This is a genomic window from Nocardia sp. NPDC059229 (assembly GCF_042754165.1).
In the GTDB taxonomy this organism is placed as follows: domain Bacteria; phylum Actinomycetota; class Actinomycetes; order Mycobacteriales; family Mycobacteriaceae; genus Nocardia.
In genome coordinates this window covers 1-12,090 of sequence record NZ_JBHZAK010000044.1, presented here as the reverse complement: position 1 = coordinate 12,090, position 12,090 = coordinate 1, and the positions used below count along the sequence as shown (strand labels likewise).

Sequence of the window (12,090 nt, the reverse complement as noted above, 5' to 3'; positions counted from 1 at the left end):
CCCTTACAAGCTCATCGGACGCCTGACGGACGCTGACCGTTGACCCGGTGAGACGGTCCGCCGGGTCAACCGGTTACTGTAGTCATATGACTACAGCCAGCGACGGGCGGACGGGGTCAGTGCGTGTCGCCACGATCCCCTTCGGCCTCCTGGGACCGTCTGAACGCCTCCCCGAAGATGGCCTTCGCCATCAGCGCCGGTTCGATCTCGCCTCGTCGGCTGAAGATCTCCACATAGCACTGCCGGACCACGGCATCGCCGGGTGCGGCGAGGAACGCGGTTTCGGCCAGGTGGCACGCGAGCCGGATATCGCTGACGGCGAGTTCTCGCGCCCGGATGACGAGCGCGTCTGCACCGCCGGCGAGTTCGGCGTACTGGGCGGCCTGGTCGCGCCTCGGCGCCGGCAGCAGATCGGCGAGGTAGCCGTCCCACCAGCCGCTGTAGCGACGGATCACGTTGCGGCAGATGAATTCCGGCCGATCGTAGATCGCGGGCAGCCGCGGATGTGCGGCCAGCTCTTCCGGGATTCGGAGGGTGCGGACGATCTCGTCGTGCAGCACACCGGCATTGAGTCCGGCCAACGTGTGATCGACGATGTGCCGCAGGTAGGCGGCCATTGTCGAGAGCTCGTCGCGAATCGCATCGGCGCCTCGGACGAGCACGCCGTGCCCGGGGAGGACGACTTCCGGGCCCAGTGCGACCATCGTCTCGGCGGCCTCGGCCCACTCCTCGGCATAGCGCTGGACTTTCCGGGGGTTGCCGGCGTTGGGCAGGTATCCGGTGACGAGGTCACCCGCCGCGATCACGCGGCGTTCCGGAGCCCAGACCCACGCGCAGTCGTCGGTTTCGCCCTTGCCGTGGCGAACCTCGAACCGCTCGCCGCCGATGGTCAATTCAAGGGTGTCGCGGAATGTCTCGGTGGGCCAGACGAAGTCGGCGGGCGCGGCGGGCCACGCCTTGCCTTCGGTGCCGCCCGCCAGCTGATTGTTGATGATTGTGTTCAGTCCGGGCGTCTTCATATAGCGCTCGAAATGTCCGATGAGGTTCTCGTGGGCGATAATTCGCGGCGTCTCGCCCGCTTCGAGGAAGGCCCACAGGCCGAAGGCGTGGTCGACGTGCCCATGCGTGTAGACGACGGTGTGCAGCGGCTTGTCGGAGATCGATCGAACCGCCCGCAGCAGCGCCGGCCCGTCACCGGGCAGACCGGTATCCACCATGAGCAGACCCTCGTCGGTCTCGAACAGCCCGACGTTCACGATGCCGGGGCGAAGGTAGTACGTACGCGGCGCGGCTTCGATGATCTCGGCCTCGCCGCCCGCTCCGTGTCCGCGCGAATACAGGTGGGTGACTTGGTCGAGGGCGAATCCGATGAAGGCCGTCGACCCGGCGGCCTGGGTGTGGTCGGGAACGGACTGGGTTTCGGTCATGCGATGGCACTCCTGTTCATCAGCGGCGAGAAGACGGCGACCGCGCCGACGCCGCGTGGTCGATCGGAGCGGACGCTATGCCGCGGGACGAGACGGAAAGCTGGTGATTTCGGTGAATGAGACCCGCCCTGTGTCCGGCACGATCGACAGTCCCGGAACGGCGCTGTCGTCCCATTCGGGTCCGGGCAACCAGCCGCTCGCGGACCGAGACAGGGCAGCGAAAGTCGCATCGTTGGCAAACCGTGTGCGTGCCGATGCCGCACAGACCGAGGCCGACCGCACCATGACCGCCGATGTACTCCGCGAACTCGGCGAGATCGGCCTGTTCGAAATGCTCCGGCCCGCAGGAACCGTTGGGCCGCAACGTGATCCGCTGGTTCACTTCGCCGACATCCGGGCGATCTCCGCGGCTTGCCCATCGACCGGCTGGGCGGCGGCACTGCTCGGCGTAGCGTCGTGGCATGTCGCCATGCTGGGCTCGTCGGTATGCGACGAGGTGTGGGGCAGCGCGCCGAACGCGCTCGTCACCGCGTCGTACGCACCGGCCGGCAGGCTCGAGTCCACCGGCGGCGGCTATGTCCTCAGCGGGGAGTGGCCGTACGTCCCCGCTGCGGAGCTTAGTTCCTGGGTCTGCCTGTGCGCGTTGACGATCGACGGATCCGGTGCGGCGGCCGATGTCGCCATGGTCGCGGTGCCGATCTCGGACTGTGTCGTGGGCAGGCACGGAAACACGACCGGTCTGCTCGGTGCAGGCGCCAGACGAGTGGCGGTTCGCGATGTTTTCGTCCCGGCTCACCGGGTGCGGCTGGCGGGGCGACCGGACCCGCTTCTCGACGAGCCGGGTCTCGCATCCGTCTATCGGGTGCCCTTCACCATCCTGTACAGCATGGCCGCGTGCATGCCGGTGCTCGGTGCGGTGCAGGGCGCGTTCGACTATCACCTCACCCGCGCGAGCGAGCGTGCGGCATTGAGCTACGGCGGCAAGGGATCCGCTGAGAATCAGTTCGCACAGGTGGCGGTGGCGCGTGGTCTCGCCGAGCTGGATGCCTCGGTGTTGCAGCTCGAACGTGACCTGCGCGAGGCGATAGCGTGTGCGAAGGCAGGCACCCCGATCCCGGTCGAGGTGCGGCTGCGTGCCCGCCGCGACCAGGTCCGAGCGACCGAGCGTTCTGTCGAGGCGATGGATGTTCTGATGAAAGCGTCTGCGGGACATGGTGTTCGGCACGGCGGCGTCATCGAACGCGCGTGGCGCGACGTACACACCGCAGCCGCGCATATGGTGAACAATGCTGAGCCAGCCCTGCGCATGTATGGCCGCTGGGCCTACGGCCAGGAGGTCGGAGACGACATGGTGATGCTGTGAACACCGAGCCGCCGCTGTCGATGTTGGAGCGAATGACCGCGATTCTCGACATATTCGACGATCGCACGGTCCGGATGCGATTGGACGAGGTCACCGCGTACTCCGGCCTACCGCGGTCGACCTGCTACCGCATACTCGAGCAACTCGTGGCCCTGGGCTGGCTGCAACACCGGCCCAGCGGCTACGCGCTCGGCCCGCGCGCCGTCAGACTGGGCGGGCTCGGTGACAGTGCCGAGCTGCGCTCGGCCGCGCTCCCGGTGTTGCGGGAACTGAGCGCACATACCGGCGCGACAGTCCACCTCGGCATCCTCAATCTCGGCGATATCGTCTACCTTGATCGCGTTGGCGGGATATCGCCTGCGGCCCAAGCCTTCCCGTCACGCATCGGCGGCAGGGCGCCGGGATATGCCACGGCGTTGGGCAAAGCCGTCCTGGCCTGGTCGAGCCCGGAAGAGGTTGATGCGTTGTACCTGGACGGAATGCGCCCGTATACGCCGAACACCATTATCGAACTGCCCACGCTGCACCGGGAATTGCAGCGGGTCCGGCGACGTCACGGGGTGGCCTATGCGCACGGCGAATACCTTCCGGGGACGGCGTGCGTGGCCGTCGCGGTACGCGGCTACGACCGCGCCTGGGGTGCGGTCGAAGTATGCGGAGACGACACGGCGGGCGCCGTCGATCGACTGGCGCCCGCCGTTCTCGATGCGGCGCGGAGGGTGTCGGCTCGGCTGGATCCCGATGCCGCCACGGCGATCACGCCCGAGTCGCCGTCCGGCGGGGTGCTGGAGCAGCTGCTGGCGATGATCGATGACGACACCCTGCTTTAGAGCGCGGGTTTCGCTTCGCTACCGGCGGCCGGAGGCGCTGGACGAGCCAGAGCTCAGACCGCGGGAGGATCCGCTCGGAAGCCGCAGATGAGCATCTGGAACACCGGTACCGTCCGGATCGAGCAGACCGTCGCCGTGCGCGTACGGGCTCTGCCCCGGTGCGGACTGCACCGTAACGGCGTACCGCCACAGACTGTCCGCGAGCGCGATGCCGCCGCCGGTGAGCGTCCCCGCCAGTCCGCCGGCACCCGCGAAGGCTCCGATCGCCGCCGGTACCGTTGCCACGCAGGCAGGTCCGACGATCAGGCAGGATCCCAGTCCGACGACTCCGCCGATCATCGCGCCCAGGACGGCGCCGATCGCCATGCCGATCATCGGGCCTGTGCTCATCTTGCTCGCGAAGTCGTCGAGGGCGAGCTGGTTTTCCAACGGCGAGGCCACGAAATCACCGGCATTCAAATCGCCGAGGCCAGGAGTCAGGGTGAGCTTGTGCCCGTCGTCGGAGATCCGGGCGTCCACTCGGCGCTGCTCGCCCCCGATGCTGAAAGCCAATGGCACCGAATCCAATGGGACCCCGGACGCATCCTGGACTTCGATCGTCCGGCCGTTGCCCGACCACGCGAAGACGCCGCCGTCCACCATGGCGACGACAGAATCAGATAGCGCGGTGACGGAATAGCCGTTCGGTGCCGGATCGGCATCGGCGGTAGGCGCGGCCGCCGTCACCAGCCCGGTCAGTGCGAGTACGGCGAAAACCTTGGCGGACAGGCGGATATCCATCGCGTTGTTCGTGGTCATCGAGTCTCCTCGTCCGCGTTATGTGGCATACCGGGTTTGCCCTGGAGCTGGGGAGCGTATTTGCTCGCGCCCGGTGCGGTCCGCAGGACGGTGACGTACTCGAACAACGCCGCGGCCGCGGTCGGTCCGCCACCGATCACCAGCCCGGCGAGCCCGCCGACCGCGCCCACCATGCTCACGATCGGGAGCACGGTCACCACGCAGCCGATGCTGAGCACCGCACACGACGCGCCGGCCATGGCGACCCCGACGCCGATCCCGATGACCGCGCCGACCGCAGTGCCGACGAGGCTGCCGACCGAGGTGCCGATGCTGACCGAGTTGATCAGGTCGTTCATGGCGAGCTGGTTTTCCAGCGGAGACGCGATCGGGTGGATCTCCTGTCGCGCAACAGCTTCCGCATCGGGCGTCGAGGTCAGCACTCGGCCGTCGGTGGAGATGTCCTGACGGATCGTGAACTGCCGCCCATCGAGGGATGCCACCGTGGGCAGGGAATCCATGCTCCGGCCGGATGCGTCGCGGACGGCGACCGAGGAGCCATCGCCGGACAGCGCGAATGTCCCGTTAGTGAGCGTGGTGACCACGGAATCGCCGGTGAGCACGGACTGATATGTCACCGGTGCGGGTTCGGGGGGATCTGCCACAGCGGTCGTGACCGCTCCCAGCAAGGCGGTGGCGGTCGATGCGGCGACGATAGCCGGCCTGATTGTTCTCATCGGTCTTCCTCATCAAGGCGACGCCCGATCATTGGTCGGGTACGCAGATAGTGATCGGAGTCACTTCCGATCATCGGCAATGCTGAAGCCGCGACAACTATGTCCGGGGTCTCGTTCCATTGAGTGAAACCACCTGGGCACCACACGATCCCGACCTGCGTCGCCGATGCCGGGCGATTGCCGTCGAGGCTGCTGTTTCGTTGAGTGAGACCACGGACATGCCGACCGCCCGGTCATGCGAACTTGCGATCCGTTCCCGGATTCGCGGCGAGCTCTACCCCCGATCACGAAGAGGGCGTTCATGTCCACAAATTCCCACGTTCGCAATGCCGGCGTGCCACCTGCGCCCGAAGACACCGGCCGTCTGGATGGCGCATCACGCCTGCGGATCTTCTCCGTCCTGGCGGTGATCGTGCTCTACACCGAGGTCGCGCCGATCCAGTTCACGATGATATCGGCGGCACTTCAGAAGATCGCACCGTCGTTTCCCGATGCCGGGCCGAACATCACCTGGGTCTTGATCGTCTTCGGGCTGATCGGAGCTTCGGTGGCACCGGTGGTCGGCAAGCTCAGCGACATCTGGGGGAAGAAGAAGGTCTTCCTGAGCTGCGGTGTGGTTTTCGCGCTCGGCTGCCTCATCACGGCTACGACGAGCAGCTGGCCGCTGTTCCTGATCGGCCGCTGTCTGCAGTCCACGGCTGCGGCGCTGGCGATTGTCGCCTACGGGCTCATTCGAGATCTTTTGCCGCACAAGTACGTTCCGATCGGCCTCGGTGTGTCCGCGACCGGTCTGGGCTTCTCCGCGGTGCTGGGGCCGATACTCGCGGGGGCGCTGGTCGACAATTACAGCTGGCGGGCGATGTTCTGGATGCTGTTCGTCTTCGTGGCGGCGATGACTCCACTGGTGATGTGGGTGGTTCCGGAATCGAGGCTGCGGGTCGCCGGCCGGGTCGATATCCTCGGCGCCGCTTTGCTTTCCGGCGGTGTCGCCATGCTTCTGCTGTATGTGGCGAAGGGACACGACTGGGGATGGGGAGCGCCCGTCTCATTGGCCTGGCTGTGCGGCGGGATCGCGGCGCTCGTCGTGTTCGTGGTCGTGGAGCGCCGCTCCGGCACTCCGATCATGGATATGGAATTGCTGTTCTCACCCCGCGTGAGCCTGGTCCTCGTCACCGCGGTATTCACTTCGTGCCTGATCGGCGTACAGAGCTATGCGATCGCCTATATGGCGCAAACTCCACCGCAGCATGCACTCGAGTCCACCATCGTGAGCCGGACGATCTCCCAGGTCTCCGCGGCCGTAGGGCGGCCGGTGCCGCCCGGAATAGTGAATGCGACAGTCGCACCGGGTTACAGCTACGGGGACGGACTGTCGTTGATGGGGTTCGCGCTGCGAATCGGCTTGGCGCAGGGACTGACCGCGATGCTCTTCGGCGTGATAGCGGGTTTCGTCGCACGGAAGGTCGGGGCCCGCTTGCCCTTGCTGGCCGCGCTCACGCTGTTTCTCGTGAGTACCGCGGCCTTGGCTCTGCTGCCACATACCTGGCAGGTGTTCGCAGTCTGCGGTGTGGGTTTCGGTGCCGCACTGGGTCTGTACTACGCCTGCATGCCGATCTTGATGGTCGAAGCGGTGCCGCAGGAACAGCAGGGCATCAGTGTCGGCATGCTGGGCGTCACTCAGAATCTCGGGATGTCGGTGGGTGCCGCGGTGGTTACCGCGTTCGTTGCCGCTCACCCACTCGTGTCCCGGGTGAGCGTTGCCGGACGCCCGCCGCAGGAGACTCGCCTGCCGAGCGTATTTGCCGACAGGGGTTACGAACTCGGATTCTGGTTCGGTGTGGCGGCCGTGGTGTGCGCGCTCGTGGTCGCCATGGTGATGCGGCACGGGCGCATGCCCGCGACCGGCGGCGCGCTGGGCCAATGAACCGTTTTTCCGCCGCACGGGTGCGACGACGAGCGAACCGGACACGACCGAACCGATCGACTACCGTTTCACGCTGGCCAACGAGCGCACGTTCCTCGCCTGGATCCGCACCGCGCTGGGCCTGTTCGCCGGTGCGGTGGCGGTACACACCCTGGTCGAGCCGGTCGGCGGGGCTGTGCCGCCGGCGGTGTCGGTGGCATACCGGCCGCCGGTCAGGACCCTTCCGGTGGTGTCGATGATTTCGATGGTGGCCGAGCGTTTGTGCGGATCCATCCCGATGATGACGGTCATCGCCGGTTCCTCCCGTGGTCGACATCGTGGTGTCCGTGCGGGAGGGCACCGCTAGTTCGAGCATGGGGCAGGCCCCTCTTCAGCCACTCCCTGCACGGCACCCGATGGGAGGCAAGCCATTAGAGAGCCACACCAAAACAGACGGCGGGCAGCCGCATATACGGAGCATCCCGCCGGGCACCTGGACCAAATCCTGGCCGGGATCCGATCCTGACACCGGTCTCTAACTAGCCGCATACCGCGCCGACCGAACCGGCCAGCGCACGGCGCTGACGAAACGACTGCGCCCCCACCCGGACACCGGATGGGGGCGCAGCAGAGTCTCTACCAGCAGCGATACGCGCGCTGCCCTATTTCTTCGCAGAGGCTAATCCGCTTCGGAACTCGACCACCACGCCGTCGAATATCTGCACGTCAAACGGCATGCTCACTCCTCGACTCGTGTTCGGAACCGAATAGCCTCTGTGCTGCGGCATCGAGCACCCGGTTCGAAACCGGGGTTCGGACCGGTAGCCGGGTGGCTCAGGGGCCGAAGCTGCCGGTGGCGCCGCAGCCGCTCGAGGTGGGAGTCGGGATCGTCGGCTCGGCGAGTCCGCCGTGGCGGAGCCCGCCGTCCTGAGGACGGTCGCGCTCGCGACCGCCAATCCCCCTGCCGCCCAGCCGATTCGAGTCAGAATATGGCTCGGTGTCATTCGCACTCCCCGTTAGTTCGTAGCGCGCCCGTCAGACCCCAGATGCTGCAGGAGGCCGGTCGGGCACCGTGTGAATACTCGCGGTGTCGAATTCCGGAGCGGCCCGATTCCAGCCGGCGGGCTGCCCCGACTTAGCCTATTGACATTTAGCGACCGATTGGTTGCAATCTTCGGTGTGACTGAGACCCGACGCGTGCGCCGCACCCAGGCGGAGCGCACCGCATCCACGAAGGCGGCGCTGGTGGACGCGACGATCGAGACCATCGCCGAGATCGGCTACCACCGTGCTTCCGCCGGGGAGATCTGTGCACGGGCGGGGGTGTCCAAAGGTGGACTGTTCCGCCACTTCGACTCGCGACTCGAGCTGGTCGTCGAGGCCGCTGAAGAGGTCGGTCGCCGAAACCTCGCGGGCTTTCGCGCTCTCGGCGACGCGCCTGTCGGCGACATGCTCGCGTTGACGCGAAGTCAGTCGCGAGCGCAAATCAACGCGGTCTGGTTCGAGTTGCTGGTCGCCGCTCGCACGGATGCCGAGTTGCGCGAGCAGCTCACTCCGGTGGCGAGCCGGCTTTACGCCGCCATCGACGAGCTCGCCGTGGTGCCGTCGTCGGGCGCAGGAGTCGATCCCGCGTTGCTCCGGTTGATGGGCACGTCGCTGGTGCACATGTTCAACGGCGAGGCCGTCCTCCGGGAGGTCCTCCCGCGACCGGAACTCGAAGACGCCCGTTTGAAAGCGGCGACCGAGCTGATCAATGCCCTTGTCGCGCTTCGCCGCGACTACCCGTCCGTCGCCGTCGAGCGACCTGACCTGGAGAAGTGAACATGGCTAGAGGTTTCCCGTCCGGGAGATCCGCGGATTACATCGTGGTCGGCGGCGGCAGCGCCGGAGCAGCCGCAGCACGTCGGATCGCCGATGCGGGTGCCGAGGTCCTGCTGCTCGAAGCTGGTGGCCGCAACGACTCCTGGCTCGTGCGGGTTCCGGGCATGGTCGGGCCGATGCACGGGGTCGCCCGCCTACAGCGCAGTGTCACCTGGCAGCCGCGCACCAGCCCCCAGCCGGATGCCGCGGGACGCCGGGTATCGCAGATGCACGGGCTCGGGCTGGGCGGAGGGGGCGCTGTCAACGGGATGATCTGGTCTCGCGGGCACCACAAGAACTACGACGACTGGGCGGCCGCCGGTTGCGTCGGCTGGAGTCACGCGGACGTTCTTCCGATCTTCAAGGGTATGGAAGCGTTCGAGGACGGCGCGAACGACTATCGCGGCGGCTCAGGCCCGATCGGTGTCACCCGTGCGCGCGATCTCGCCGAGGTGACGACAGCCTTCCTCGACGCGCTCGCCACCACCGCGGGAGTCGCCCACAACGCCGACTACAACGCCGCCGAGCAGGAGGGCGTCTCGGTCGCCCAGTGGAACGCGGCCGGCGGGCGTCGTCAGAGCTCGGCCGAGGCGTACCTGCGCGACGCGCCGCCGAACCTGCATATACGTACGGGTGCCCAGGTCACGCGGATCATCATCGACAAAGGCGCCGCCGTCGGCGTCGAGGTCGCCACCGAGCAAGGCATGGAGCGCCTGATCGCGCGCCAGGAAGTCATCGTGAGCGCCGGCTCGTTCCGCACCGCTCAGCTCCTCATGCTGTCCGGAATCGGACCGGCCGCACACCTTGCCGAACATGGGATTCCGACACTCAGTGACCTGCCGGTTGGAGAGGGTCTGCAGGACCACCTCGTTCTACCCGTGGTCTACAACGTGACCCGAGGTCCTGTCCTCGGTCCGGCGAAGTTCCTCACCGCGATGGCCAAGGAGCGCATCCGGGCGAACTCGACCTTCCTTTCCGGCTCGTATATGGAGGGTGTGGCCCACATCAGATCGGAGCACGCCGACGCCGTTCCCGATCTGCAGTTCTTCGTAACTCCGCTCGGCCGCAAGGGCGCAGATTCCACGATCCCGGGAGTTCACCCCGACATCGACGGCGCCTGCTTCACGGTCTACGCCGTGCTGCTCTATCCGGAGAGCTCGGGAACAGTTCGGCTGGCCTCGCGCGATCCGCACGTGGCGCCCGTGATCGACCCTCGCTACCTGAGCGCATCCGCGGATCTCGACGTGCTGATGTCGGGAGTGGAGATCATCCGCGATGCAATGGCACACCCGCGGGCCTCCTCCTATGTCCGCGCCGAAGTGGCGCCGGGCCGGGCCGGAACCACGCCCGAAGCGGTCAGAAACGACGCACGCCAACGGATTTCGAGCGTCTACCACCCCACCGGCACCTGTCGGATGGGCATCGATGAGCGAGCCGTGGTCGACCCAAACCTGAAGGTGCGCGGCATCGAGCGTCTGCGCGTCGCCGACGCCTCGGTGATGCCGTCCATCCCTGGCGGCAACACCAACGCACCGTCGATGATGATCGGCGAGCGCGCCGCCCAACTCGTACTGGAGGACGCATGACCCCGCTCCGTGAGGTTGCCGTGATCGGCGCCGGCATCTCCGGCCTCGGCACCGCGATCAAGCTGCGCGAGGCGGGGATCACCGACTTCGTGATTCTGGAGAAGGCCGACAGTGTGGGTGGTGTCTGGCGGGACAACACCTATCCGGGTTGCGCGGTCGACATCCCCTCGGTCGCCTACTCGTATTCCTTTGCGCCCCACGACCGTTGGAGTCGCAAATTCGCGCCGCAGCCGGAGATCCTGTCCTATCTGCGCGAGACCGCCGATCGCTTCCGCGTCGGCCAGCATCTCCGTCTCGGGGTCGAGGTGTTCGATGCGAGTTGGGACAGCATGGAGCGGTGTTGGGTGTTGGACACCAGCAGCGGCGAGATCCGTGCGCGCTCGCTCGTTGCCGCCGCCGGCCCCTGGCACGAGCCGAGCCTGCCCGAGATCGAGGGACTCGACGCCTTCCCCGGGCCGGTGTTCCACACATCGCGCTGGGATCACGACGTCGATCTGACCGGACAGCGGGTGGCGATCGTCGGAACCGGCGCCTCGGCGATCCAGGTTGTGCCGAGCATCGCCGAGCAGGTGGCCGAACTCCATGTCCTGCAACGGACCCCGCAGTGGGTTGTGCCCAAGGCGGAGCCCAGGCCATCCCGGATCCTCCGACGCCTGGGTCTGCATCGCCTCGGGTTGGTCCATGGCTTCAAGCGTTGGCGCGAGGAACTGATCCTCGAACTCACCAACATCGCGTTCAACCGCCCCTGGGGGCAGGCTGCCTTCAAGTGGATCGGACGGCAGAACCTGCGCGCGGCCATCGATGATCCCGAACTGCGTGAGGCCCTCACGCCCGAATGGTCCGTCGGCTGCAAACGGCTGCTGATGTCGAGTGAGTACTACCCCGCGCTGGCGCGCCCGAATGTCTCGGTCGTCTCGACCGGCCTGACCGCGGTCCGCGGGAACACCCTCATCGGTGAAGACGGCTCCAAGACCGAGGTCGATGTCGTGATCATGGCGACCGGGTTCAAGATCCTCGACATGCCGATCGCGGGCAGGGTCAGGGGCATCGACGGCCGCAGTCTGGCCGAGCACTGGGACGGCAGCCCACAGGCCTACCTCGGGACCACGGTGCCCGGCTTCCCGAACCTCTACATCCTCTTCGGGCCGAACGTCTCGGCAGTCGCGTCGGGGTTCCTGATCATCGAGTCCCAGCTGCAGCAGGTGGTTCAGGCACTGGCTCATCTGCGGCGCAGCGGCGGGGTGTCGCTGGAGGTCCGGGCTCACGTGATGCAGCAGTTCAACGACGACGTCCAGGCCGCGCTGCAGAGCACGGTCTACAACTCGGGCGGATGCCGCAGCTACTACTTCGACAAGAACGGCCGCAACGGCTTCTCCTGGCCCTGGTCGGCGCGTCAGCTCCGGCGGATGACCGCCCGCTTCGACCCAGCGGACTACGTCGTGACACGGGCGTGAGGGAATCGCTCGAGTTCCCACACCAGCAGTGCTGTAGGTGGTTGCGTGGTGTTCGGAAAACGATGGTGGGTTCAAGGGATCGCTGCATCACCGCGTGGATGATCATGTCTGCGTGGAGGTTTGGGTGCGGGACTACGGAATGTCGGCTGCTCG

9 protein-coding genes and 1 pseudogene are annotated in these 12,090 nt (G+C 66.7%); 7 read left to right on the top strand and 3 right to left on the bottom strand.

Translation table 11 applies throughout. The features are described from left to right. Nucleotides 1-116 precede the first annotated feature (116 nt). Nucleotides 117-1,427, bottom strand: coding sequence for an MBL fold metallo-hydrolase (locus ACFXHE_RS42720; RefSeq protein WP_379391268.1), 1,311 nt, complete (start codon nt 1,425-1,427; stop codon nt 117-119). A 232-nt stretch (nt 1,428-1,659) separates the two neighbouring features. On the opposite strand from ACFXHE_RS42720, the gene ACFXHE_RS42715 reads away from it, so the two are divergent. Beyond that, nucleotides 1,660-2,790, top strand: coding sequence for a flavin-dependent monooxygenase (locus ACFXHE_RS42715; RefSeq protein ID WP_379391266.1), 1,131 nt, complete (start codon nt 1,660-1,662; stop codon nt 2,788-2,790). Next, on the top strand, nt 2,787-3,620 hold the full coding sequence (locus ACFXHE_RS42710) for an IclR family transcriptional regulator (RefSeq protein WP_379391264.1): 834 nt from the start codon (nt 2,787-2,789) through the stop codon (nt 3,618-3,620). Before ACFXHE_RS42715 ends, ACFXHE_RS42710 begins: the two co-directional genes overlap by 4 nt. A gap of 18 nt (nt 3,621-3,638) precedes the next feature. Here the strand turns inward: ACFXHE_RS42710 and ACFXHE_RS42705 are convergent, their stop codons facing one another. Both ACFXHE_RS42705 and ACFXHE_RS42700 read right to left on the bottom strand, forming a co-directional pair. Then, nucleotides 3,639-4,418, bottom strand: coding sequence for a hypothetical protein (locus tag ACFXHE_RS42705; protein WP_379391262.1), 780 nt, complete (start codon nt 4,416-4,418; stop codon nt 3,639-3,641). Beyond that, nucleotides 4,415-5,134: a hypothetical protein gene (locus tag ACFXHE_RS42700; protein WP_379391260.1), complete on the bottom strand. Its 720-nt coding sequence runs from the start codon at nt 5,132-5,134 to the stop codon at nt 4,415-4,417. Before ACFXHE_RS42700 ends, ACFXHE_RS42705 begins: the two co-directional genes overlap by 4 nt. Before the next feature lie 301 nt (nt 5,135-5,435). Here ACFXHE_RS42700 and ACFXHE_RS42695 point away from each other — a divergent pair, with 301 nt between their 5' ends. From ACFXHE_RS42695 to ACFXHE_RS42675, 5 genes and pseudogenes are all read left to right on the top strand, one after another. Further along, nucleotides 5,436-7,058 carry an MFS transporter gene (locus tag ACFXHE_RS42695; RefSeq protein ID WP_379391258.1) on the top strand — a complete coding sequence of 541 codons (1,623 nt, stop codon included), beginning with the start codon at nt 5,436-5,438 and terminating at the stop codon, nt 7,056-7,058. Nucleotides 7,059-7,113: 55 nt separating this feature from the next. Beyond that, nucleotides 7,114-7,221 (top strand): annotated as a pseudogene (locus ACFXHE_RS42690) (DUF202 domain-containing protein); the annotation flags it as partial. A 1,013-nt stretch (nt 7,222-8,234) separates the two neighbouring features. Next, complete coding sequence (locus ACFXHE_RS42685; RefSeq protein WP_379391256.1) at nt 8,235-8,858, top strand: TetR/AcrR family transcriptional regulator; 624 nt, start codon at nt 8,235-8,237, stop codon at nt 8,856-8,858. 2 nt (nt 8,859-8,860) lie between these two features. Further along, nucleotides 8,861-10,483, top strand: a complete 1,623-nt coding sequence (locus ACFXHE_RS42680) for a GMC family oxidoreductase (protein ID WP_379391253.1) — start codon at nt 8,861-8,863, stop codon at nt 10,481-10,483. Continuing rightward, complete coding sequence (locus ACFXHE_RS42675; RefSeq protein WP_379391249.1) at nt 10,480-11,937, top strand: flavin-containing monooxygenase; 1,458 nt, start codon at nt 10,480-10,482, stop codon at nt 11,935-11,937. The genes ACFXHE_RS42680 and ACFXHE_RS42675 overlap by 4 nt, the downstream gene beginning before the upstream one ends. Nucleotides 11,938-12,090 lie beyond the last annotated feature (153 nt).

Coding starts and splice junctions, on each gene's coding strand:
- ACFXHE_RS42695 (WP_379391258.1), top strand. CDS start 5,436: ATGTCCACAAATTCCCACGTTCGCAATGCCGGCGTGCCACCTGCGCCC.
- ACFXHE_RS42680 (WP_379391253.1), top strand. CDS start 8,861: ATGGCTAGAGGTTTCCCGTCCGGGAGATCCGCGGATTACATCGTGGTC.
- ACFXHE_RS42675 (WP_379391249.1), top strand. CDS start 10,480: ATGACCCCGCTCCGTGAGGTTGCCGTGATCGGCGCCGGCATCTCCGGC.
- ACFXHE_RS42720 (WP_379391268.1), bottom strand. CDS start 1,427: ATGACCGAAACCCAGTCCGTTCCCGACCACACCCAGGCCGCCGGGTCG.
- ACFXHE_RS42700 (WP_379391260.1), bottom strand. CDS start 5,134: ATGAGAACAATCAGGCCGGCTATCGTCGCCGCATCGACCGCCACCGCC.
- ACFXHE_RS42705 (WP_379391262.1), bottom strand. CDS start 4,418: ATGACCACGAACAACGCGATGGATATCCGCCTGTCCGCCAAGGTTTTC.